This window comes from Azospirillum lipoferum 4B, from assembly GCF_000283655.1.
GTDB classification, from domain to species: domain Bacteria; phylum Pseudomonadota; class Alphaproteobacteria; order Azospirillales; family Azospirillaceae; genus Azospirillum; species Azospirillum lipoferum_C.
This window is the reverse complement of the sequence record NC_016586.1, coordinates 372988-397422: the sequence shown is the minus strand read 5'-3', so window position 1 is coordinate 397422 and position 24435 is coordinate 372988. Positions and strand designations below refer to the sequence as shown.

Annotated in this window: 17 protein-coding genes; 4 read left to right on the top strand and 13 right to left on the bottom strand. The window is 69.6% G+C overall.

Annotated elements, in window-relative coordinates:
- Positions 1 to 32 precede the first annotated feature (32 nt).
- From AZOLI_RS20035 to AZOLI_RS20020, 4 genes are read left to right on the top strand one after another with little or no spacing between them, the layout of a single operon-like run.
- A complete protein-coding gene (locus tag AZOLI_RS20035; protein ID WP_014188960.1) occupies positions 33 to 1238 on the top strand; it encodes an ABC transporter substrate-binding protein in 1206 nt (401 codons plus the stop codon).
- Complete coding sequence (locus AZOLI_RS20030; protein ID WP_014188959.1) at positions 1235 to 2215, top strand: YVTN family beta-propeller repeat protein; 981 nt, start codon at positions 1235 to 1237, stop codon at positions 2213 to 2215. Before AZOLI_RS20035 ends, AZOLI_RS20030 begins: the two co-directional genes overlap by 4 nt.
- Before the next feature lie 20 nt (positions 2216 to 2235).
- Positions 2236 to 3012: an ABC transporter ATP-binding protein gene (locus tag AZOLI_RS20025; protein ID WP_014188958.1), complete on the top strand. Its 777-nt coding sequence runs from the start codon at positions 2236 to 2238 to the stop codon at positions 3010 to 3012.
- Complete coding sequence (locus AZOLI_RS20020; protein ID WP_014188957.1) at positions 3009 to 3812, top strand: ABC transporter permease; 804 nt, start codon at positions 3009 to 3011, stop codon at positions 3810 to 3812. Before AZOLI_RS20025 ends, AZOLI_RS20020 begins: the two co-directional genes overlap by 4 nt.
- A 4-nt stretch (positions 3813 to 3816) precedes the next feature.
- Here the strand turns inward: AZOLI_RS20020 and AZOLI_RS20015 are convergent, their stop codons facing one another.
- The 13 genes from AZOLI_RS20015 to AZOLI_RS19955 all read right to left on the bottom strand — a co-directional run bounded on the left by AZOLI_RS20015 (position 3817) and on the right by AZOLI_RS19955 (position 24311).
- Entirely contained in the window at positions 3817 to 4515 is a 699-nt protein-coding gene (locus AZOLI_RS20015; protein ID WP_014188956.1) for a 2OG-Fe(II) oxygenase, read from the bottom strand.
- Entirely contained in the window at positions 4512 to 5618 is a 1107-nt protein-coding gene (gene ada / locus AZOLI_RS20010; RefSeq protein ID WP_014188955.1) for a bifunctional DNA-binding transcriptional regulator/O6-methylguanine-DNA methyltransferase Ada, read from the bottom strand. Before ada ends, AZOLI_RS20015 begins: the two co-directional genes overlap by 4 nt.
- Positions 5619 to 5710: 92 nt before the next feature.
- Positions 5711 to 9142, bottom strand: coding sequence for a DEAD/DEAH box helicase (locus AZOLI_RS20005; protein ID WP_014188954.1), 3432 nt, complete (start codon positions 9140 to 9142; stop codon positions 5711 to 5713).
- A gap of 122 nt (positions 9143 to 9264) precedes the next feature.
- Positions 9265 to 10050 carry a hypothetical protein gene (locus tag AZOLI_RS20000; RefSeq protein ID WP_014188953.1) on the bottom strand — a complete coding sequence of 262 codons (786 nt, stop codon included), beginning with the start codon at positions 10048 to 10050 and terminating at the stop codon, positions 9265 to 9267.
- A gap of 69 nt (positions 10051 to 10119) precedes the next feature.
- Positions 10120 to 11307, bottom strand: a complete 1188-nt coding sequence (locus AZOLI_RS19995) for a polysaccharide pyruvyl transferase family protein (RefSeq protein WP_014188952.1) — start codon at positions 11305 to 11307, stop codon at positions 10120 to 10122.
- 197 nt (positions 11308 to 11504) lie between these two features.
- Positions 11505 to 12818 (bottom strand): glycosyltransferase family 4 protein, encoded by a 1314-nt coding sequence (locus tag AZOLI_RS19990; RefSeq protein WP_014188951.1) that lies wholly within the window; start codon positions 12816 to 12818, stop codon positions 11505 to 11507.
- A 130-nt stretch (positions 12819 to 12948) separates the two neighbouring features.
- Positions 12949 to 15144 carry a hypothetical protein gene (locus AZOLI_RS19985; RefSeq protein WP_014188950.1) on the bottom strand — a complete coding sequence of 732 codons (2196 nt, stop codon included), beginning with the start codon at positions 15142 to 15144 and terminating at the stop codon, positions 12949 to 12951.
- The gene (locus AZOLI_RS19980; RefSeq protein ID WP_014188949.1) at positions 15141 to 16532 is read right to left on the bottom strand and encodes a glycosyltransferase family 4 protein; all 1392 of its coding nucleotides are present in this window, start codon (positions 16530 to 16532) and stop codon (positions 15141 to 15143) included. Before AZOLI_RS19980 ends, AZOLI_RS19985 begins: the two co-directional genes overlap by 4 nt.
- Positions 16529 to 17356, bottom strand: coding sequence for a class I SAM-dependent methyltransferase (locus AZOLI_RS19975; RefSeq protein WP_014188948.1), 828 nt, complete (start codon positions 17354 to 17356; stop codon positions 16529 to 16531). Before AZOLI_RS19975 ends, AZOLI_RS19980 begins: the two co-directional genes overlap by 4 nt.
- Positions 17353 to 19632: a glycosyltransferase gene (locus tag AZOLI_RS19970; RefSeq protein ID WP_014188947.1), complete on the bottom strand. Its 2280-nt coding sequence runs from the start codon at positions 19630 to 19632 to the stop codon at positions 17353 to 17355. The genes AZOLI_RS19975 and AZOLI_RS19970 overlap by 4 nt, the downstream gene beginning before the upstream one ends.
- Positions 19633 to 19771: 139 nt before the next feature.
- Positions 19772 to 20593: a calcium-binding protein gene (locus AZOLI_RS19965; protein WP_014188946.1), complete on the bottom strand. Its 822-nt coding sequence runs from the start codon at positions 20591 to 20593 to the stop codon at positions 19772 to 19774.
- Between the two features lie 641 nt (positions 20594 to 21234).
- Positions 21235 to 22590, bottom strand: a complete 1356-nt coding sequence (locus AZOLI_RS19960; protein ID WP_014188945.1) for an HlyD family type I secretion periplasmic adaptor subunit — start codon at positions 22588 to 22590, stop codon at positions 21235 to 21237.
- Positions 22587 to 24311 (bottom strand): type I secretion system permease/ATPase, encoded by a 1725-nt coding sequence (locus tag AZOLI_RS19955; RefSeq protein WP_014188944.1) that lies wholly within the window; start codon positions 24309 to 24311, stop codon positions 22587 to 22589. The genes AZOLI_RS19960 and AZOLI_RS19955 overlap by 4 nt, the downstream gene beginning before the upstream one ends.
- Between the last annotated feature and the right edge of the window lie 124 nt (positions 24312 to 24435).

The window sequence follows — 24435 nt, the reverse complement described above, 5'->3', positions numbered from 1 at the left end:
CATACCGAACTGTTTGCGTTCCGACGGATACGATGACGAAGACACGCCTGCTCCACAGCCTGACGTTGGCCGCACTCGGCGCCGTTCTGCTCGCCGGAATGCCCGCCGCCGCCCAGCAGAATGTCGGCGAGATCCGCATCGGCTTCCTGTCGCAGACGCCGGAACCGCCGCCCTACGTCGCCAACCCGGACGAGCCGGCGGCCGACGACGGGCTGGCCGGCGCCATGCTCGCCATCGCCGACAACAACACGACCGGCAAGTTCCTCAAGCAGTCCTTCGTACTGGACAGCGTGGAGGTTCCGCCGGACGGCGATGCGGCGGCGGCCCTGCGCGAGTTGGCGGGACGCGGCGACCGCTTCGTCGTCGTCGATGCGCCGGGTGCCACCGTGGAAGCGCTGTCGAAGCTGCCGGAGGCGCGCAACCTGCTGATCCTGAACGCGAATGCGCCGGACGATGGGCTGCGCGGCGCGGCCTGTGCGCCCAACCTGCTGCATGTGGCGCCCAGCCGGGCAATGCTGGCCGATGCGCTGGGGCAGTATCTGGTGAAGAAGCGCTGGCCGCGCTGGTTCCTCGTCACCGGACGCCGGCCGGAGGACAAGCTCTATGCCGACGCCGTCCGCCGCACCGCCAAGCGTGTCGGCGCCCAGATCGTGGCGGAGAAGGCGTGGACCGCCGACAGCGACGTGAACCGCACGGCGGAGGCGGAGATCCCCGTCTTCACCCAGGCCAAATCCTATGACGTGCTGATCGTCGCCGACGAGGTCGGGGAGTTCGGCGATTACCTGTCCTACCGCACCGCCGATCCGCGCCCGGTGGCCGGCACCCAGGGGCTGGTCCCCACTGTCTGGCACCGCACCCACGAACAATGGGGGGCGGCACAGCTGCAATCCCGCTTCAAGGCGGCGGCCAAGCGGCCGATGACCGCCCGCGACCACAATGGCTGGACCGCCGTCCGCGTGGTGGGGGAGGCCGCCGCCCGTGCCCGCACCGCCGACCCGGACCGGCTGATCGCTTTCATCCAATCGCCCGACTTCACCATGTCGGCCTTCCGCGGCGCACCGCTGACCCTGCGTCCGTGGGACGGGCAGCTGCGCCAGCCGGTGCTGCTGGCGGCCGACCGCTCGGTCGTGTCGGTGTCGCCGCAGGAGGGATTCCTGCACCCGCGGACCGAACTGGACAGCCTGGGCTACGACCAACCCGAAACACTCTGCAAGACGCGAGGGAAGAAGACGCCATGACATCCGCCCGCCTGCCCTGGCTACCCCTGACCGCTTCCCTGCTGACCGCCTTCCTGGCGTCCGCCGCATCGGCACAGACGATCTATGTGTCGAACGAGAAGGACAACAGCCTGTCGGTGATCGACGGCAAGACGCTGGCGGTGGTCGACACCATCAAGGTCGGCAAGCGCCCGCGCGGCATCACCCTGTCGAAGGACGGCAGCCAGCTGTTCATCTGCGCCAGCGACGACCATGCGGTGCAGGTTCTCGACCTCGCCAGCAAGAAGGTCGTCCACAACCTGCCCTCCGGCGAGGATCCGGAACAGTTCGCGCTCAGCCCCGACGGCAAGAGCTTGTTCATCGCCAACGAGGACAGCAACGTCGTCACCGTGGTCGACGTGCCCTCGCGCAAGGTCGCCTTCCAGGTCGATGTCGGGGTGGAACCGGAAGGCATGGACGTCAGCCCCGATGGGCGATGGGCCGTCAACACGTCGGAGACCACCAGCATGGTCCACTGGATCGACGTGGAAAAGCGGCAGGTCGTCGACAACACCCTGGTCGGTCCGCGCCCGCGCCATGCGGAGTTCACCAGGGACGGCACGCAGCTGTGGGTGTCGTCGGAGATCGGCGGCACCGTCAGTGTCATCGACACCGCCACGCGCCAGGTCACGAAGACCATCGATTTCCACATCAAGGGCGTCGCCAAGGACCGCATCCAGCCGGTGGGCGTCAAGCTGACCGACGACGGCCGCTATGCCTTCGTGGCGCTCGGCCCGGCCAACCATGTCGCGGTGGTGGACGCCAGGACCTTCGCGGTGAAGGATTACCTGCTGGTCGGCCGCCGCGTCTGGCATCTGGCGCTGACGCCCGACCAGAAGACCCTCTACAGCACCAACGGGGTCAGCAGCGATGTGTCGGTGATCGACGTCGACAGCCTGAAGGTGACGAAGTCGATCAAGGTCGGCCGCTATCCCTGGGGCGTCGTCGTCAAGGGGTGATGGAAAACGGGAGCAGCAGGATGACGGTGCCGGCATTGGAGGTGGAGGGGCTGCGCCACAGCTATGGCGGGGAGCGCCATGCGCTGGAGGATGTCGGGTTCCGCGTGATGCCGGGTGCCTTCACCTGCCTGCTCGGCCCCAACGGGGCGGGCAAGAGCACGCTGTTCGCGCTGGCCACCGGGCTGCTTCGCCCGACCGCGGGCCGGGTGCGCATCCACGGCCACGACATGGCGCAGACACCCGGCGATGCGCTGGCCCGGTTGGGGGTGGTGTTCCAGCAGCCGACGCTCGACCTCGACCTGACGGTGGTGCAGAATCTGCGCTATTTCGCGGCCTTGCACGGCATCGGACGGCGCGAGGCCGACCGCCGGATCGAGACGGAACTCACCCGCCTGTCGCTGTTCGAACGGCGGGGCGAGAAGGTCCGCGCGCTCAACGGCGGGCATCGCCGGCGGGTGGAAATCGCCCGCGCCCTGCTGCACCGCCCCACCCTGCTGCTGCTCGACGAACCGACGGTCGGGCTGGACATCCCCGCCCGCCGCACCCTGATCCGCCATGTCCATGCGCTGTGCGCCGAGGACGGGATCGCCGTGTTGTGGGCCACCCACCTGATCGACGAGATCGACCCGGCCACCGACCATGTCGTGGTCCTGCACCGCGGCCGGGTGCGGGCCAGCGGCCCGGTCGCCGCGGTGAATGCCGAGACCGGCTGCGCCACCGTGGCCGAGAGCTTCGACCGGCTGACCGCCGCCAGACCGGCTGCCAATATTGGCGCGAATGCGGAGGCCGCGGCATGAGCGGATGGTGGATCGCCTTCCAGGGAATCGTCGCGCGCGAGGTTCTGCGCTTCGTTCACCAGCGCGAACGTTTCCTGGGCGCGCTGGTCCGGCCGCTGGTCTGGCTCTTCGTCTTCGCCGCGGGCTTCCGGGCGGCGCTCGGCATCGCCATCATCCCGCCTTACGAGACCTACATCCCCTACGAGACCTACATCGTGCCGGGGCTGATCGGCATGATCCAGCTGTTCAACGGCATGCAGGGCTCGCTGTCGATGGTTTACGACCGCGAGATGGGCAGCATGCGCATCCTGCTGACCAGCCCGCTGCCGCGCGGCTTCCTGCTGCTGGCGCGGCTGTTGGGCGGGGTGGTGGTGTCGGTGCTGCAGGTGGCGGCCTTCCTGCTGATCGTCCGGCTCTACGGCATCGATCTGCCGGCCTGGGCGCCGCTGGCCGTGCTGCCGGCCCTGCTGCTGAACGGGCTGATGCTGGGCGCGCTCGGCATGGTGCTGGCCTCCACCATCCGGCAGCTGGAGAATTTCGCCGGGGTGATGAATTTCGTCGTCTTCCCCTTGTTCTTCCTGTCCTCCGCCCTCTATCCGCTCTACCGCATGGAGGAGGCTGGGCCGCTGCTGTGGTGGCTGTGCAGCCTGAACCCCTTCACCCATGGGGTGGAGCTGATCCGCTTTGCGCTGTATGGGCAGGTGGATGAGCTGGCGCTGGCCGTGGTCACCGGTGCGACCCTGCTGTTCGCGGCGCTGGCGGTACGCGGCTACTCCCCCGCCCGCGGCATGGGATCGCGGGCGCCGTCGGCGGCAGGGTGACGCTTCACGCCGCGTCATGGAAGATGATGCCCAGCGTGTAGCGTTCGCCCGACCTGACCGGGCTGACGCCATGGCGGTGGCGGACCCGGTAGGGGCCGCGGCTGCCCTGGACCGGGCGCTGGTCCACGGCGAAAATCACCCCCTCGCCCAGCCCCAGCGGCACGACGGTGGCGCGCGACTGCATGCGCGGGCGCTGTTCGGTCAGCACGAACTCGCCGCCGGTGAAGCCGCTGCCGGGCTCCGACAGCAGGATGGCGACCTGCAACGGGAACACCGTCTCGCCATAGAGGTCCTGATGCAGGCAGTTGTAGTCGCCGGGGCCGTATTTCAGCAGAAGCGGTGTCGGGCGCGTCTGCCCCGCGGCGTGGCAGCGCTCCAGAAACTCCGCATGCTCCGCCGGATAGCGGGTGTCGAGACCCATCGCCTCGGCCCAGCGGTTGGCGATGGGTGCCAGCCGACGGTAGAGCGGAGCCCGCAGGGCAGCGACCGGGTCCGGCAGCGGGTGGGTGAAGTATTTGTACTCCCCCTTGCCGAAGCCGTGCCGCTCCATCACCACCCGGCTGCGGAAGGGGGTGTTCCGCCCATAGAGGCCGGCCAGCGCCGCACAGGTCCCGGCATCCAGAAGCGGCCCGGTCAGAGCATGGCCGCCGGCATCGAGCTCCGCCCCGATGCGGGCCCAGTCCAGATCGTCCACCGCCGTCACCGCGCCAACTCCTTGCGGTCGTGCACCCGTTCCCTTTCCAGCAGGTCGCGCTTGCGTTCCACGCCCCAGCGGTAGCCGGACAGGCCGCCGTCGGATCGCACCACCCGGTGGCAGGGAATCGCGACCGCCAGCGGGTTGGCGCCACAGGCCCGCGCCACCGCCCGCACCGCCGCCGGCTCGCCGATGGCCCGGGCGATCTCGGCGTAACTGGCGGTCCGCCCGGCGGGAATCGCGCGCAGGGCCTGCCAGACCCGCTGCTGGAAGGCGGTGCCGCCGATGTCCAGCGGCAGGGCCAGCCCGGTTCCCGGCGCCTCGACCAACCCTACCACCTGCGCCACGGTCGCCTCGAAGCCGGTGTCGCCACCGATCAGCTCGGCCTTGGGGAAGCGGTCCTGCAGGTCGCGCAGCAGGTCCTCCGGATCGTCGCCCAGCAGGATGGCGCAGACCCCGCGCTCCGTCGCCGCCACCAGGATGGAGCCCAGCGAGCAGGCCCCGACCGCGAAGCGGATCGCCTCCCCCGCCCCGCCGCGGCGGTAGGCGGTGGGCGTCATGCCCAGCCGAGCCCCCGCCGTCTCGTAGAAGCGACCGGACGAGCCATAGCCGGCCTCGTAGATCGCCTCCGTCACGCTGCCGGCCTCCTGCAGGCTGCCGGCGACGCGGGCGGCGCGGCGGGCCTCGGCATAGGCTCGCGGGGTGACGCCGGTCGTCTGTTTGAAGATGCGGTGAAAGTGGTGCGGGCTCAGTCCGGCGGCGGCGGCAAGCCGGTCCAGCGGCGGGACCTCCTCCGCCTCGTCGATCAGGCGGCAGGCGCGGGCGATGGCATCGGCCCGCCGCTCGGCCTGGCTCTGGCCGTCCGGGCGGCAGCGCTTGCACGGGCGGAAACCCGCCCGTTCCGCCTCGGCATTGGTGTCGTAGAACACGACATTCTCCGGCCGGGCCGGGCGCGCGGCACAGCTGGGACGGCAATAGACGCCGGTGCTGCGGACCGCATAGACGAACCGCCCGTCGGCGGCGGGATCGCGGCGGCGCAAGGCGTCCCAACGGTCGGCGTCGGTATCGGTAGCGGCGATGGCGGGTGCGGCGGTATCGAGTGCAACGGTCATCTGTCCCTCTCCCTCCTCGAACCATACAGGCATCGAGACGTGTTGAGGGGGCAAACTGGGCCGGCGGACGGCACCGCGCACTCCGCCGCTTGCTATCGAATTGCGCTTTCCTTCTTCCTCCTTTGTGCCTTGCGGACAATCGCCTCGATGCAGTCCAGCACCCGTTCGGCATTGGCGAGCCGCCCATCGGCGTCGGGGGCCTCCAGCGCGGCGGTCAGGCGGTCGTCCTGGGCGCGCAGCAGGCCCTTGGAGCGCTTGGCCAGAGTCGCCGCCCGCTTGTCGGCGCGGTCGCCACGCAGGGTCGCCGCCACCCCCGCCGGTCCGCAGCCGAGCGAAGCGATCCCCAGCGCCCGGCAGCGGCAGCGCAGCGACGCCACGGCCAGCAGGCGCTCCACCGGGTCGGGCAGCGGACCGAAGCGGTCCTCCATCTCCTCGCGCAGGGCGTCCAGCTCGCCGGCATCGCGGGTGCGGGCGATGCGGCGGTGCAGGCCGATGCGCAGCTCTTCCTCCGGGATGTAGGCGGCGGGGATGCAGTGGGGAACAGCGACCGTCACCTCCGGGTCCCAGCGCTCGTCCGGCTGGCGGCGCAGCGACCGCAGGGCGTCGGCCAGGATGCGCTGGTACAGCTCCGTCCCCACCGCGCGCAGATGGCCGGTCTGGTCCTCGCCCAGCAGGTCGCCCGCCCCGCGTTGGTCGAGGTCGAGCATGCTCAGCACGAAGCCGCCGCCCAGGCTTTCGATCACCTCCAGGGAGCCGAGCCGGCGGGCCGCCCGCTCCTCCAGCGGGTGGTCGGGATCGGTCAACAGATAGGCGTAGCCCTGCACCGCCCCGCGCCCCACCCGGCCGCGCAGCTGGTGCAGCTGGCCCAGCCCGAACAGGTCGGGGCGGAACAGCAGCAGCGTGTTGGCGCGCGGGATGTCGATGCCGGATTCGATGATCGGCGTCGACAGCAGGATGTCGCTCTCGCCGTCGACGAAGCCCATCACCGCGTCGTCCAGCGCCGCCGCACCCAGCCGGCCATGCGCCACGGCGATGCGGGCGGCCGGCACAAGCTCCCGGATCCAATCCTCCAGTTCGCTAAGGTCGGCGATGCGCGGGGTGACGCAGAAGGCCTGCCCACCGCGGCCAAGCTCGCGCAGAAGGGCGGCACGGGCGGTGGTGGGATCGCGCGGGGTCACGGCGGTGCGCACCGGCCGGCGGCGGGCCGGCGGCGTGTCGATGATGCTGAGCCCGCGCAAGCCGGCCAGTGCGCCCTGCAGCGTGCGCGGGATCGGCGTGGCGCTCAGCGCCAGGCTGTGCACGCCCTTGGTCCGCCGCTTCAGCGCCTGCTTCTGCGCGGCGCCGAAACGCTGCTCCTCGTCCACCACCATCAGGCCCAGGCGGAGGAAGCGGACATCCTTGGACAGCAGTGCATGGGTGCCGATGACGATGTCCACCGATCCGTCGGCCAGCCCGGCGCGCACCCGCTCGCCCTCCGCCTTGGTCATGGCACCGGTCAAGGGTTCCACCGTCAGGCCGAAGCCGGCGAAGCGGCGGCGGAATACGTCCAGATGCTGGCGGGCGAGGACAGAGGTCGGGGCCATCACCGCCACCTGATGGCCGGCGAAGGCGACGGCCGCCGCCGCACGCAAGGCCACCTCCGTCTTGCCGTATCCGACGTCGGCGCAGGCCAGATGGTCCATCGGGTGGCCCCGGCGCATGGCGTCGAGCACCGACCGGATGGCGTGATGCTGCCCCTCCGTCAGGTCGAAGCCGAACCGGGCGCCGAAGCGGCGCATGCGGTCGGCCGGCGGGTCGATGACCGGTGCCGTCTCCCGCGCGCGGCGGCGGGCCTCGCGCAGGATGCCCTTGGCGGTCTCGCCGATCTCCGCCTCCAGCACCGCGCGGCGATCCAGCCAGCTGGCGTTCTTCAGGCTGTCGAGACGGGCGCCGGTGTCGGCCGAGCCATGGCGCCACAGCCGGTCGAAGTCGGAGGTGGGGACCAGCAGCCGGTCGTCATGGGCATAGTCCAGCACCAGGAAATCGGCGGTGGTCTCCCCACCCGCACCGTCATCGGAGGCGATGGCCTCCAGCCCGACCAGCTGGCCGATGCCGTAATCCAGATGGACGACGAAGTCGCCGGGCGCCAGCTCGGACGGCGCCAGCGGCGGCCGGGCCGGCGCCCCCCTGCCCGCGTCCCCGGCATGGCGCGGCGCCACCAGCACGGTCATGCCGTCACAGACGAAGCCCCCACCGGTCCGCAGCGCCAGCACGGCGCAGCCGCCCGGCGCGAGCGGCGGGTCCGGCCAGCGGTCCAGGCGTGGCACCGGCCGCCCCAACGCCGCCTCCGCCCGCTCCGCCAGCCGGTCCGCCTCGTCGGGTCCGCCACCGGGGTGGGCGGCGAGCAGCACGGCGCCGCCTTCCCCGACCAGAGCCGCCGCCCGGCGCAGCAGCGTGCGTTCGGTCCGCGCTGCCTCCACAGCCGGCCCGGTCGTCAGCTCGACCGGCAGCACGTCGCGGGCGGCGAACCTCTCGTCGAGGGATTCGGCATCGATCAGGCGCCGCTCCAGCGCCGGCACCGGCAGGATGCAGGCGTCGTCGCGGCGGATGCGGCGGTCGGGACCGGACTCGGCCAGATCGTCGGCCCGCGCCTCGATGCGGTCGCGCGCGCCGGCATCCAGCACCACCAGCGCGTCCGGCAGCAGGTCGAGCAGCAGCGGGCAATCGTCGAAGACATTGGGAAGCTGAAGGTCGAAGGCATAGGGCCGCCGCCCCTTCTCCAACTCCCGCCGCAGATCCGCCGGCAGGACATAGCCCAGCTTCGCGAGGTTGGCCGTCAGCCAGTCGAGCATCTCCGGCCCGACGATCAGGTCGCTGACCGGGCCGAGCGTGACCTCGTCGATGGAGGCGATGGAGCGCTGGGAAACCGGGTCGTACAGCCGCAATTCGCGCACCACACCATCGGCGATGTCGCAGCGGACCGGCCGGTCGCCGTCGCCGGGGAACATCTCCACCACCGCGCCGCGGATCGCCGCCTCTCCGGGTTCGTCGACCCGTTCGTCCAGCACATAGCCGGCTCTGGCGAACCAACCGCGCCATGCCGCCTCGTCATAGGCCATGCCGCGGGTCACACGGAACCGGGCGCCCGTCCACGCTTCCCGCGGCGGCAGCCGTTGCAGGGCGAGGTCGGCCGAGGCCACCACCAGCCGGCCGGCGGCTGGTGCCGCCACGTCGGCCAGCCGCATCAGCCCGGCGGCGCGGCGCCCCAGCACGGCGCGCGACGGCGCGGCACGGTCCCCGGCAGCCGTCTCGTCGATGGGCAGCAGCACGACGTCGAGGTCGGGTGCTATGTCGCCGGCCAGATGGGCCAGCCGGGCCGCACGACCGTCGCTGCGGGCAAGCAGCAGGACACCACCGGGACGGCGGGCGAGCGCCGCCAGCCGGACGGCCAGTTCGCCTTCGCTCTGGACGGTCAGGGCTGCCGGAGACTGCGGGGAAGGCGGCGCCTCGGGAGACGGATCGGCGACGGGAACTCCGTCAAGCATGATGGACAGGCATGGTTGGGAAGGCTCCGGTCGGTGACACGGTGCGGCAGGAGGGCCGCAGCGTGTCAACACCGCCAAGCCGCTCCGGTTGCCTACCCTTCAGTCTAGCGGAACCTTCCCGGTCAATGCAGCGTCAACCAGCCGACCAGCACGGCGATGAAGGCGCCGGCCGTCGATCCCAGCACGGTCAGCAGCGGCGACCAGCCTGCCCCGCTGGTTTTTTCGGCTGAGGCGCCATCCAGCCCGCGCAGGGTCTGGTCCATCCGCATCAGGAACACCTCCAGGCCGCCGACGCGCTCGGTCAACTCCTGCAGGGTGGCTGCCAATGCCTCGGTCCGCTCCGCCTGCGCAGCTTCCAGACGGGTCGCGTCGCTGCGGAGTGCCGTCACTCCTTCGCCGGCGTCGCGCAGAAGCCGGCCGATGGTCTGCTGGGCGGCGGCAAGCTGACGCTGGTCGCGGCGAAGCGCGTCGATCCGCTCGCCGATGCGCTGCAGATGCGGCCCCAGCAGGCGGTCGAGCCGCTGGTCCTCCGGGTTGGGCTGCGCGAAGGTCACGGTCTCGCCGGTGGACGGCGACCGGACGACGGCCACCACCCGCGACGGATCGGCCCCCTCGGGCAGGGTCAGTTCGGCTTCGAAGGCATGCGCGCCGTCGCCGATGCCGCCGCCCGCCAGATCGGGCCGCAGCCGGTCGGCCAGCACCCGCGCCAGCGTCACCGGCGGACCGCCGTCCCGCTCCAGCCGCAGTTCCACCTCCAGCCGGTCGCCGGGATGATTGCCGTCCCAGCCCCAGCCGAACACGCGCCCCCCCTGCAGGGCGTCGATATGGCCGACGATGGCCGCCCCCTGCGGTGCCTCGGCCGCGGCGGCGGGGTCGTGAAGCTCGACGATCTTGGCGGTGGCGGACATCGGACCCGTTCCGGTTGGTTGGAGTGAGATCCCCCTCTCCCCCCCGGGGAGAGGGGACGATCAGCCCACTCACGCCGCCTTGCGGTCGGTGGTGCGGCGCAGGGTGTGGCTCGGCATGCGGTGGGGAACGTAATTCTCGTCCAGGAACTCCCGCATGTCGCGATAGCGCTGGTAGTAGGTGCGGTTGAACTTCTCGAACAGGTTCTGGTCCCAATATTCCTCGAGGACGAAGGGCTTGTCCGAATAGACGTTGTAGCAGGGGATCGCGAAGGTCTCCGCGAACTCCGCCGTGCGGCTGTCATAGCTGAAATAGACCGACGGCGTGGCGTTCGACAGGGCCATCAGGTTGCCGTGCAGACGGTATCCCAGCACGAGATCCTTCGACCGCACGAGGGTCTCGTAGTCGGCGACGACGTCCGAATACCACAGGCGCTCGCGGTACAGCGCGTCCATCCCGTCGTCGAAATACCACTGCTTCAGCCAGGCATTCTCGTGCAGCTGCGTCCAGGCCTCCGCCTTCTGCTCCCCGGTGCCCCACAGCAGCTTCTTTTCCTCCACCTCGCCTTGCATCATCAGGACGGTGTCGAAGCGGCGGGAGATGTCCTTCACGAAATCGCGGTGGCGTTCCAGATACTTGCGGACGTCCGGCGAATAGTGCTTGGACACCTCGCGGCGCATGGTGATGCCGACCTTGCGCACGCTGTCCAGAGCCGGCAGGTCGATGCGCAGTTCCGGGTCGCGGTTGCGGAAGGCGGTCGGGCAGCCGACGATGCGGGTGTTCTTGATGCCCAGATCCCACAGCACTTCGGCGGTATAGGTGCCGCGCACGCCCAGCGTCGTCGACTTGTCGGCGATGGTCCGCCAGATGCGCTTACTTTCCTCGGACAGCGTCAGCTTGCCGGTGGCCGGCGCCTGGGCACCGACGCCGAAGGCGATGACGGGGATGCGCAGCTTGGTAAGCACCTGCAGGGTCGCCGCCGGCCAGTCCATCGAATCGTGGATGTAGTTGCTGCCGCGCAGGAAGACGTAATCATACTCGGCGTTGATGCGGTCGACGGCCTCCTGCCGGAACTCGCGGATCTCCAGCACGTCGAGCTTGTCATAGGTCAACAGCTTCAGCGAGGAGTCGAAGACGAAGGCGTCGCCGATGTTGTGATAATGACCGATGCTGCGCTGAATGTCCTGGTAGGCGTACCAGCGCACGCAGTCATGATCATAGACTTCGCCCGACGGAATCATGACGAGGATGTTGGCCACGGCGGCTCTCCCTGGGTTGAGCGGCAATAAGGGCGGATGGCACCCGGATCATTGCCGGGCGAATTCGAATCGGCGCACAGGACATGAATGGAAGATCCTGCGACTTTCATTCCAACTTTACCAATTTACTCTGTGAAAAATGGAATTAATTATTCCACGACTTCGAAAAGTATCACAGGCTGTCCCATTCTTTCCTATCAGGACCGCTGCGCCACCGCCCGTTCGGGAATGGAGGGTGCCGCCCCGCCGGCGGCCAGCAGCGCGTCGAAGACCTCGGCATGCTGGCGGGCGCATTCGGCACGGTCGATGGGACGGCGGATGCGCAGGCGCAGGCGGTCCCACAGGTCGGGCGAGGTCAGCGCCTCCGTCATGCGGTCCACCAGATCCTCGACGCTGCCGTTGCGGAAATGCAGGCCGTCGACGCCATGGGTCACCTTCTCCGCCATGCCGCCGATGTTGCTGGCGATGATCGGACGGCCATGCAAGAAGGCCTCCTGGATGACGACGGGGGAGTTCTCCCACCAGATCGACGGGATGACCATCCAATCGACGTCCTTCATCAGGCCCGGCAGCTCGGCGGAGCGGTAGCTGCCATAGAAGCGAACCCGGTCGCCGGCCTTCTCAACCGCGTCGTTGAAGCGCTTCTGATAGGCCTCCGGCTGGCGTTCCAGGTTGCCGCCGAAGATCATCAGCGCACCGTCCTCGCCCCAGGCCTTGTCGGAGAGGCGCGACACCGCCTCCACCAGCAGATGGGCGCCCTTGAACTCGGTCAGCTGGCCGAAGAAGGCGAAGCGGTTGCGCTTGCCGCCGCGGGTGACCGGGCGCGGCGGGGCGATCCCTTCGATGGTCAGGCCGTTCTCGATCATGCGGAACTTCTCGCGCGGCAGCCCCCAGTCGACATAGCGGTCGATCAGGAAGTTCGACGGGCTGACATAGAAGTCCGCCTGCTCCAGGAAGGTCTTCAGGAACAGCTCGCGCTTGAAGAACTCCGCCTCGCCGATGTGCGGGAAGCAGCCGGCGCAGTCGGCCGGGCTGGCGCGGTAGCACAGCGTGTTGCGGCTGGTCTTCACCATCTGGCCGTGGTGATGGCAGATCGACAGATATTCATGCAGCGTCACCACGATGGGCACGCGCGGCAGCGCCTGCCGCACCGCCTGGATGGTCTCGATCCCCAGCCCCAGGAAATGGTGGAAGTTCACCACGTCCGGCTGAAGGTCGCGGACATAGCGGACGAAGTCCTTCTCCAGCCCCGGCAGGTTGCGGTTGGACAGACGGAAATGGTCGTAGTCGTTGGCGTAATACAGCACCTCCCGCTCCTTCTGGCGCAGCGCCATCAGGGCGGAGCCGCGATGCTGCGCGATGGGCGGAGCCACGCGGGCGAGATAATGGCTCTCCCAGCCCGGCAGGTCGTGCAGGCCGTTGTGCAGGTTGTAGGAGGCGACCTCACCCCCGCCCAGCGAGAAGGAGGGGTGGCCATGGCTGATGATCAGTGCGCGCTTGGTCTTGCTCATCGGGTGACCGTCTGTCCTAAGCGGGGGGTGAAGTGGTTGTGTCGCTTGCCCCCACCCCGACCCTCCCCCGCTGGGCGAGGGAGGGAGCAAGTGCTGAGGCGGGAGGGTTAGGGTGGGGGCAAGAGTTGAATCAGGCCGCAATCGACGCCTTCCAGCGCTCCGCGAAGCTCCATTCGTCGACCAGCGCGCTCATGCGCTCCAGCCGGGGGTCGCGGGCGTGGCGGGCCTGTTCGTCGACCGCCACCAGCCGGACCTTCGGCAGCCACAGGCAGGAGCCGCCGGCCGCCCGCACCCGCAAGCACAGGTCCAGCCCCTTCGGCTCCTGCGCCAGATAGCGTCCGCCGTCGGCCATCGCCCGCGCCAGCAGCTCGCGCGGCAGAAGGGCGCAGTCGGCCGAGGCGGCATCGACCGCCGACGCCTCCTGCTCCTTCAGCCAGTCGCGCGGATAGCCGGCATAGCGGCGCTCGTAGGTGACCGTGCCGCCCGGCCCTTCGACCGCGACGATGCCGGCGAAGCGGACCGAATGGTCCTCGTACAGCAGGGTCGGGCTAACCATCACCGGTGCGAGCGCGGCGGAGCCGACGGCGTTCGGCTTGCGGATCGCCCGCTCCAGCGCCGACAGCCAGCCGCGCTCGGTCGGCAGCACCGACGGCGACAGCAGCAGGACGCGGTCGGCCCGCGCATGCGGCAGGGATGCCGCCACCGCCTCGAACGGGTCGGATGCGGTGGGTGCGGCGACGAAGCCGACCGCCAGACGGTAGAAGCCGGCGGCCTGCCGGACCATGCCGGCCAGCCGCTCATGGGTGCCAGCGCCGGCCACCACGAGGATCTCCGCCTCGGCGAAGTCCGGGTCGTTCGCCATGCGGGCGAGGTTCAGGTCGACATCCTCGCGCCCGTCGCAGACCGGCAGGATCACCGACACGCGCGGGCTCTTCTGCGTACGGCCCATCGGGTGCAGGACGGAGGACGGAACGGCCTGGAAGGACGTGGCAGTGCGCAGCATCGGCCCGAGATGGGTGGCGACGACGCGGTCGATGGACGGGCTGTCGGGATTGACCGCCCCCAGCATGCGGCGCAGCGCATCGCCGGTCGGCGGCTGGCAGGGCAGCGGCAGGAAAGCGATGCCGTCGGCGAGCGCCAGCTCCAGATGGAATTCGGCGTCGGCGGAGATTCCGGCCGGCTCGCGTGCGAAGGCGGTGAAGCCGTGGGCGTCGCTGCCCGGGGCCAGGCGGCCGGCGAACAGCGGGTCATGGGCGAAGGCGTCCGACACGTCCTTGCGGCCCAGCCGCGACCAGTCCTGATCCAGCCGCGCCGACATGCCGCCGCCCTTCACCGTCACCGCCCGCACCGAGCCGGTGGGGTCGAGCAGCCAGCCGCAGACGAACAGACCGGCGCCCGGCACGCGCACCGCCATGTCCAGCCCCATGCGGACCGGGGCCTGCAACTGCGACACCGTCTCCACCCCGTTGTAGCGGGCGGCGATGGCGGCGGCGACACCGCGGCGGGCGGCATCGCCCTGCAGATGGCCCAGCATGTCGCGGGCATGGGCGGAGGCGACGCCGTCGGCCAGCAACTGCCGATGCTCGAAGATCGCCAGATGGCGCCAACCGTCGGCGGCGCGGAAATGGATGCGGCGGATGGTGTCGGGGGATGCCACCGGCCCTTCCAGCACCGTCAGCAGCCCGGCGGCATCGTCGGGCAGGTCCGGACGGTGAAAGGACCCCGCGGCGCTGGCATGGGTGCGCAGATCGTCGGCCTCGACCAGCACATGGGCGGCACCGGCCGGAAAGCCGTGCGACCAGCCCTGCACCATCAGCGCGCCGTCGTGGAAGCGGCCCAGCACCTCGGCGAAGCCATCCGGGCGGGAAGCCTCATGGGCCAAGCCGGACAGCAGACGGGTGCGGCGGTGGCCCTCCCCCGCTTCGCCCTCTCCCATCGCCGGGCCGGACAGCAGGGTCACGGCGACATCCAATGCGGTGTCGAGCGACTGCGGCTGCACCTCGCGCAAGGCGGCGACCAGATGAGCCGGGTTGGTGCGGACGTTCGACAGGCGGGGCAGCAGCAAATGCTTGCCCTGCGCGTCCTCGATCTCGATGCGGGACGGGCGCATATGGGCCAGACCGGTGACGCGGATGGCGCCGAGGAACCAGCGCTCCCCCGCCGCGTCGGTCCAGCAGCCGCCGCGGAAACGCCCGTCGATCATGCCGTCCAGCATCACCACGCTGTCGGCCGGCAGGGGCTGGTCGATGGCGCCGAACAGCATCAGAGTGTCCTCGTCCAGCAGGACGGCGGCGGTGACGTCGGCCTTGGTGCTGCGGTCCTTCATCGGGTGCGGTTCCCCTGGATAAGAGCGGCGGGCGTTGTTGAGAGCAGTTCGCCGTAGAGCGCGAGGTGGAGCGATGCGGCCTCCTCCGTCGGGCGGACGGCGGGGATGTTGGCCGACAACCGCTCCCACAGGCCGGGTTCGGTCATGGCGCGGGTCATGACGCGGGCGAGGTCGGCGGGGTCGTTGGGACGGACATGCAGTCCGTCGACGCCGTCGCGCACCGCCTCCGCCATGCCGCCGATGCCGCTGACGATGACCGGGCGGCGGTGCTGGAAGGCCTCCTGGATCACCAGGGGCGCGTTCTCCCACCAGATCGACGGCATCACCACCCAGTCGGCGGCGGCCATCAGCGCCGGCATCTCCTGCGGTCTATAGGGGCCATGGGCGGTGGCGAGACCGCGCGTCGCCTCGAAGCCGTCGGCCACCCGCTGGCGGAATTCCGGCGCCTGATACAGGCTGCCGCCATGCACCGCCAGCGAGGGGGCAAGCCCCTGGCGCGCCATGCGGGCGATGGCGTCGAGCGCCACGGTGATGCCCTTGAACGGGTTCAGGTTGCCGAAATAAGCGAAGGCGTCGCGTCCCGCACCGGGGGCGAGGTCGCGCGCCGGGGCAGGATCCACGGTGGGGCGGCTGTTCGCCATCACCTCGATCCGGGCGGGGTCGAGGCCCCAGGCGACATAGCGGTCGCGCAGAAAGCGGCTGGGCGCCAGGAAGCGGTCGACCAACCCGAACATCGCCTTGATGTGCTTCTCGCGCAGCAGGAACTGGTCGGCCGGCCGGTCGGGGAAGCAGCGGCGGCAGGCGTCCGGCGACGCCTTGGTGCAGAGCGTGCGCGTCCCGTCCTCGCCGCGCGGCGGCGTGACCATCTGTCCGTCATTGGCGCAGATCGGGTAATAGTCGTGCAGGGTGTAGACGATCTTGGCATCCGGGCAGACACGGCGGATCAGGAACAGCATCTCCACGCCCAGCAGCAGCGTGTGATGCACATGCACGATGTCGGGCCGGAAGGCGCGCAGCAGGTTCGACAGGTCGGGGACCAGCCCGTGCAGGTCGATCTGGCTCTGGTGGAAATGGTCGAAATGACCGGCCCACAGCAGCACCTCGTCGGCGCTGCGGCCCAGCGTCTGGAAGCCGGTGCCGGGGCGCGGCGCGCGGTGGATGTCGTTGGTGCAGGCCAGGAACAGGCACTCGGCGCCGGCAGCCTTCAGGCCGCCGAACAGCTCGTGCGCGAAGATCTCGGTGCCGCCGGGATGCAGGCTCGGGTGGTTGTGCGCGATCAGCAGCACCCGCGGCGGCCGGGCAGCCATCAGCGGACGCGCGGGCTGGCGCGGAGCTGGACGGGCCGCGGCGAGGCCGGCTGGAACGAGCGGCAGGCGGCGCCGGCTCATGGCACAGCCCCCTTCTCCAGAACCAGCAGATCCTGGAAATTCTCGGCCTCGCGCTGGCCGCTCCAGTGACCGCGCATCACGGGACGCGCCGTCCGCAGCCCATGGGCGGCGAAGCGGCCGAGCAGGAATTCCTCGTCATAGGCGACGGCGGCGTTGGGATGCTCGGGATCGGCCAGGAGTTCCACGCCGGGCGCATCACGGAAGGCCGGGCGCGCGGTGCCCTTGGCAATGCCGGCGCGCGCGGCGGCATCGGCCAGGAACAGGCTGAGGAAGCAGCGCCCGCCCGGCTTCAGCACCCGCCCGATCTCCGCCGCGTAACGCTCGGTATCTGCCGTGCGCAGGTGGGTGATGACCGAGGTCAGGATGACGAAGTCATAAGCGCTCGCCTTGAAGGGCAGCGTCGCCGTCTCCCCCTCGATCCGGCCGTCGGGATTGTAAAGGCCGTTGGCGACGTCGAGATGGTGGAAGCGGAATTCCGGATAGGCCGGCGTGATGGTCGAGGCGCACCAGCGGATGCCGTCCAGCACGATGTCGATGCCGTCGTAGGACCCGTCCAGATACTGCGTCAGCGGCAGCGCCATGCGGCCGACGCCGCAGCCGATCTCCAGCACCGTGTGGTCGGGGCGCAGGCCGCCGAGACGAACGAAATGGCGCAGGAACTCCGCCCCGATTGCGCGGAAATCGCCGTCGCCGATGAAATGCAGTTCGGGCGGCGGCACCGGCAGGAAGCGGTTGCGCGCGATCTGGGCGCAGAGCCATTCCAGCCGCGGATCGGTCTGGCGGCGCAGGACGGCAAGCTGCGGGGTCGGCAGAATCGCGTTCATCGGGTCACCTGTGCTGTCTTGCGGCTGCTGCCGGTCCTGGAGGGCCGCAACTCGTCGTCGGCGTCCCAGTCGCGCGCCATCAGCCCGGCCATACGGTCGGCCCAGCGGCGGCCATGGAGCCAGCGGTTGTATTCGGAGGCGACCCCGCGGGTGTAGCCCTGGTGCCGGCCGATGGAGCGGCGTTCCAGATGGTACAGCTCGACCGACGGGGCATAGCGGATGTCGAGACCCTGGCCGCGGATGCGCAGGCACAGGTCCGAATCCTCGAAGTCGCCGATGATGTAGTCCTCGCAGAAGCCGCCGGCGGCGGTGTAGGCGGCCCGCGTGGTCAGCAGGCAGGCGCCGGTGACGCCCGGCACCGAGCGCGGGCGGCAGGCCGCGGCAAAGTCGCGCGGCAGGCCCTTGAAGTAATGGTGATTGTACCAGGCGCCCTGCAGGTCGCGGTCGAAATAGAGCCCGGCATGCTGAAGGCTGTCGTCGTCGAACAGCAGCTTCGGACCCACCGCGCCGATGCCCGGACGCTCCTCCAGCGCCGCCACCAACTGCGGTAGCCAGCCGGCGCGGTCGGGCACCACGTCGGAATTGAGAAGCAGCAGGCGGTTGGCGCGGGCAACGGCGACGCCGGCATTGTTGGCGGCGGAATAGCCGTAATTGGCGCTCTGCACCAGCAGCAGCATCGGCAGGCCGTAGAGGCCATGGAAGCCGCGCAGCAGATGCACCACCTCGTCGCGCTGTTCCGGGCTGTCCAGCACGAAGACCAGTTCGGCATCGGCCATATCCTGGTCGGTGGCGAAGCAGGCAATCTGGAAGCGCAGGAACTCCAGCGTGCGGTAGAGCGGGATGATCACCGACACCGCGGGCTTGGCCTTGCGCTCGCCATAGACGACCAGTTCCGGCTCGCCACGGGTGGCGAGATGGGCGGCGTGCAGCGGGGCGACGGCCGGGCCGATGACGGTTTCCAGCAGCTCCGGCGTGGCGAAGCGCGGCGGCAGGCTGCCCAGCACGGCGGCGCGGGCATCGGCATCGGCACGCGGACGCGGCGGCGGGACGAGGCGCAGCGCACCGCCGGACGCCAGCCGAAGCTCCGCCGTCACCTGCAGCGCCGCCGCCGGTTCGGGAGTGCCCGGCAGATGCAGGACGAAGCCGCTGCGGTCGAGGCCGGTGTTGCCGTAGAGCTTCGCCACATCCTCGCGCGGGAAGCGGTTGGTGAAGCGCTCCACCCGCCGTTCACCGCCGAATGGGGTGCGCACCACCAGCTCCGCCGCCAGACCATGCGGATCGTGCAGCCAGCCGGCCAGGAACAGCCCGCCGTCGGAGGTCGGAACAGCAAGGTCGAGCGAGGCGCCGATCGGCCGCTTGGCGTCGGCGGCCTGCCGGCGCGGCAGCGGGGCCAGCGCCTGCAACTCGCTGACCGCCGACGCGGCGGACGCATCGTTGCGGCCACGCTTGGCGAGGCAGGACAGCAGGTAGTGACGCAGCGCGGCCGGCGTGTCGGGGCGGGCGTTCAGCCGCTCGGTCAGGGTCGGCAGGCCGACGGGTTCCTCGGGGAAGCGGCGGCAGGCGACGCCGTTGGCGCCCAGCACCACCAGCAGGTTGCCCGGCGCGCACAGCCCGCGGTCGATCAGCAGGTCGAAGGCGATGCGCCCCTTTCCCGCCGGATCGGGACCGATGCAGGCATCGAAGGGTGCCCGCGCCAGCGCGGAGGGCGCAAGAACCACCAGACCGGTGATGGCGCCGAAGCGGCCGGACAGAGCCCCGGCACACAGCAGAAGGTCGCCGCCCGCCGTCGCGCGGACCGCCAGCATCGCCGGCTCCGCCGCACGGTCGAGCACCAGGCGTCGGCACAGCGCGGCGAAAGTGGCATCGCGGCGAAGCGCCGGGGTGGAGCAGGCGAAGTCGAACAGAAAGCGCAGAACCCGCAGGCGGCCGGCACCATCCAGGCTGCCCAGCAGCCCGGCGGGGTCGAGATCGGCGCCGCCGGATTCGGTGCGCAGTTCCGCGATCACGCGGTTGTTGGCGATGAAATGGATGGGCATCCGCGGGTCGCGCGGTGCCGGCAGGATCGACAGGACGCGGCGGGCGCCCCAGCCGCTGTCGATGGTCAGCGTGGTGAAGGGCGGACGCACCGGCTCGCCATCGACGCTCGGCGTGATCGAACCGACGGCATCGGCCGCACCATCCATCATCCAGGAGACGAGGAGGAAGCGGCGGCCCAGCGCCAGACGTTGCGCGGGGGCAATCGACACCGAATTCGGCAGGACGGCGATGACGGTCATGGATTGGATTCCGGCAGCGTCGGGGGTTTAAAATTCGGAAGCGCTGATTTCGGGCAAAGGGGGACCGGCGGCGGCCTTGACACCACCGGTCCGTCCTTCTCAGGCGTCGCTTAGAAAGCGTCGCTCGATCGGTGCCCGCTTAGTGGATGACGAAGAAGTCGTTCGGGTGGTTGTGGATGTCCGCAGCCGAGACACCCTTCAGCGTGATGCTGTCGCCATGGCCGAGGTCGATCACCGCGTCGCCATGCTGGTCGGTGACGCGGGCGGCCAGATCGGCGGCGTCGTTCACCTTCAGACCGTTGATGTTGCGGGAGATCTGCAGGACGTCCTCGCCGGCCTTGAAATCCAGGACCACGTCCTGGCCGCCGCCGCCGGAGAAGATGAAGACGTCCTGGCCGGCGCCGCCGGACAGAAGGTCGTCGCCCTTGCCGCCTTCCAGACGGTCGTTGCCGTCGTCGCCGAACAGCATGTCGTCGCCGTCGCCGCCGATCAGCATGTCGTTGCCGGTGCCGCCATGCAGGATGTCGTCGCCCTTGCCGCCATCGAGGATGTCGTCGTGGCCGCCGCCGGTCAGGATGTCGTCACCCTTGCCGCCGGTCAGCACGTCGTTGCCGTCCCCCCCGGACAGAACGTCGTCGCCGGTGCCGCCATCCAGAACGTCACGACCGGCACCGCCGATCAGAACGTCGTCACCACTCCCCCCCAGGATGATGTCGTCGCCCAAACCGCCGTCGATGATGTCGCTGCCGTTGCCCCCCAGCAGCATATCCGCCGAAGTGCCGCCATGGATCACGTCCTGCCCGTTCCCCCCGAACAGAGCATCGTTGCCATCGCCGCCGAGCAGGGTGTCCGCGCCGTTGCCCCCCAGCAACAGATCGTTACCCTGCCCGCCGTCGAGAAGATCGGCGTGATCGCCGCCGACCTTCACATCGTCATAGTTGCCCCCAGGAACCGTAGCCATCGTAGGTATCTCCTTGCGATGTGATTGGGATTTTTGGGCCGCTTCCGGCCTCGCTCGAAAGACTGAGCACGCCTTTCGGTGTAACCAAAACTATCGGGCGGATAGTGTGATAAAAGATGGGCCATGGGAAGAAAAAGTTGAGTCATAGCAGAAGAATCTCACAGAAAAACGCATTGTCTATATTTTCAAAAAGAGAGTTAGTCTGAATTGTTTCGAATTTCTAAGCAGTTCCCATTTCAAAACTGTTGGTCAGACCCACTTCCAAACTCTGGATTGCTGCTAACTCGCGGGATTGCCAGGGAAAGTTCTCTTGGTTAAGAGATGGTTTTTAAAAATCAGTTCACCCACATAATGCCACGGGGCCGGTGCGCCGATGAATTCCCTGGCCAGCCGCCGGTTCGATTCGGCAAGGGCGAGATGCCCTTTCACTCGGAAGAGGCCTCCACGCAATACTCAAGTATGCAAGTAACGGCGGAGTCCGGCATAGTAAAACCATCACGGAACCGAGCCGGAATTGCAAAAGGGCCGGCGCGGGGGACGCCGGCCCTTTCACGGGACCGCTTGCGGGGGATGGACACCCTTGCCGGCGGCCCCAGCCCGCGCCGGCCCAGCGGGGGAGGGCCGGGGGACGGGCGTGCCGTCTATTTCTCCCGGAAGGCCCGCTGCATCCCATCCGTCAGCGGCGTCAGGAAATAGTCGATGGCGCGGCGGGCATGGCCCTGGATCATGACCTCCGCCGGCATGCCGGGATGCAGTTCAACGTCCGGCAGCGCCTTCAATTCCGCCGCATCCATCCTGATCCGGGCAGCGAAATAGAAGGCGCCGGTGCGCTCGTCTTCCAGCTGGTCGGCCGACAGGGACACCACCTGCCCCGCCACCGGCGGCACCGAACGCTGGCGATAGCCGGTCAGCTTCACCATCGCCTTGCTGCCGACCTCCACATTCTGCACGTCGTGGGGGGAGACGCGGGCCTCCACGATCATGGCGTCGTCCTGCGGCACGATGTCGAGAATGCCGGCGCCGGCCGGAATGACGCCGCCGGGCGTGAAGAAGCGCAGGCCCGTCACCCGCCCCGCCTGCGGCGCGGTGACCGCCTGGCGCAACAGGATGTCGTCGGCACTGCGCAGCCGTTCCGACAGGTCGGAAACGCTGGCCTGGGCCGTCTGCAGATCGACCGCCACCTCTGACCGGCGGGTGTTGCCGAGGTTGATCATGGTCAGTTCGGCGGCGGCAATGGCCTGTTCGGCCTTGGATTTGTTCGCCATCAGTTCACCCAGCCGCCCTTCGGAATCGGCGACGTTGCGCTGAAGCTCCAACATGCGCGGCTTGCGCTCATAGCCCTTCGCCAGCAGTCCCTGCACCACCTGCAACTCGTCCCGGGTGTAGCGCAGCCGGTCGGCGGTGGCGACGCGCTGCGATTCCAGCGCCGCGATCTCGTCCCGAAGCTGCGAGATCTGGCGGCGCTGGATGCCCATCTGCGCCTCGTGGCTGTCCAGCCGGGAGCGGAACAGCCGCTCTTCGACCGACATCGCCTCGGCCGCCACCGGGTTGTCGCGCGCCGCCTTGACCAGATCCTCGCTGAACAGCGGCTTCGGGCCGTCAGACTGCTCCGCCCGCAGCCGGCCGAGCCGGGCCAGCGCCGTCCAATATTGGCCCTGCAGCTGCGACACCACCGCCTGGCTCTGCGTCGAATCCATCCGCAATAGCACCTGGCCCGCCTGCACGAGGTCGCCGTCCTTGACCAGCAGGTCGCGCAGGATGCCGCCTTCCAGGTGGGAGACGGTCTTGCGGTGGCTCTCCACCATCACGGTGCCGGCGGCGAGTGCCGCGCTGTCCAGGCTGGCGGTGAAGCCCCAGGTCAGGAAGCCGCCGAAACCGACCAGCACGGCCAATGCCCCGGCCAACGCTGTGTTGCGCAGCGACGGTTCGGCCGGATCGACGTCGATGGTCGCCGTCCAGACCGTCGGGGTCGTCAAAGCTGTCGTTTCGCTGGTCATCGTTGCTCTCCGCTGCGGACGAGGCGGGTCACACCGGCGGGGACCCCGCCCGGCTGCACCAGTTTCAGGACGTCGGCGCGGGCGCCGAAATGCTCGACGACGCCCTCCTTCATCACCACCAGCTTGTCGGCGACCGCGACGATGGAGGGGCGGTGGGCGATCATCACCACGGTGGTGCCCTCGGACTTCACCTTGTGAACGGCGTTCAGCAGGGCCTGCTCGCCCTCATGGTCGAGGTTGGAATTGGGCTCGTCCAGCACCAGCAGCCGCGGCCGGCCGAACAGGGCGCGGGCCAGCGCGATGCGCTGCCGCTGGCCGCCGGACAGGGAAAAGGCGCTCTCGCCCACCGGCGTGTCATAGCCGAAGGGCAGGCGCCCGATCATCTCATGCACCCCGGCCAGCCGGGCGGCGCGGACGATCTCCGCCGGATCGGCGCTGGCCATGCGGGCGATGTTCTCGCCGATGGTGCCGTCGAGCAGCGCCACCGACTGCGGCACATAGCCGACATATCTGCCGAAGCTCTCGCGCTCCCACAGATAGGTGCTGGTGCCGTCCAGATAGATGCCGCCTGCGGTCGGTTGCCAGACGCCGACGAGCAGGCGGGCCAGCGTCGATTTGCCGGCGCCGGACGGGCCGATGATGCCCAGCACCTCCCCCGCCTCGGCGGAGAAGGAGACGTTGCGCAGCACCGGGCGGTTCAGGCCGGCCGGCACATGGCTGACGCGGTCGACCGCCAGCGTCCCCTGCGGCGCCGGCAGCGGCATGGTGGAGCGGGCGGAAGCGCCGTTGTTCAGCAGGTCGCGGATGCGGCGATGCGCCTCCAGCGCCCTGACCCACTGGCGCCAGCCGTCGACCAGCTGTTCGAAGGGATGCAGCAGCCGCCCGGTGATCAGGCCGGCCGCCATCATGCTGCCGGGGGTCGCCAGATTGTCGATCACCAGCGTGGCGCCGGCGGCGATCACGCCCACCTGCAGCATCAGCCGCAGCGAGCGCGACGCCGCAGCCAGCCCGCGCGACATGGTGGCGCCGCGGTCGATCATGCCGGCCGATCCGCTCTGCGCCGCCTGCCATCGCCGCGCCAGCGCCGGCAGCATGCCCATCGCCTCGATGGCTTCGGCATGGCGGACGGTGCCGGCGATGTCGGCGAAGACGCGGGCCGATGCCTCGTTCGCTTCCGCCATCGGCCGCCGGGTCAGCGCGTCGGTCAGCACCCCCATCGCCAGCAGGACCAATGCAGCGCCGATGGCGAGGAAGCCGTAGACCGGGTGAAGCAGGAACAGGATCAGCAGGAAGATCGGCGCCCAGATCAGTTCCAAGGGCGCGGTGACGGCGCTGCTGGTCATGAAGGCGCGCAGGTCGTTCAGGTCGCGCATGGTCTGCGCCGCATTGCGCGGCCCGCCGGACAGCGCATCGACGATGGACGCCTCCAGCGCCGGCACGTTGAAGCGGTGGGCGATCACGGCGCTCGTCACCAGGAAGGCGCGGGCGCGGATGAAGTCCAGCACGCCGTACAGCGCCAGCGCCCCCACCGCGATGATCGCCAGCATCGTCAGCGTTTCCAGGCTGCGGCTGCTCATCACGCGGTCGTAGACCTGCATGGTGAAGAGCGGAACCACCAGCATCAGGACATTCACGAACAGGCTGAGGATGCCGGCCAGCAGCAGGCCATGCCCGATCTTCCGGTAGGCTTGGGTCAGCAGGGGCCGATCCACGGAACTCATCTTCGATCCTTCCTGGTGGAGGATTGGCCGATCAAGGCGGCGCTGGAACTCGGGGGAGGGAAAACGCAAAAAGCTGCCGGCGGATGATGCGCTGGACAGGAAGCCGGCCGGGGGGGCGCCGGGT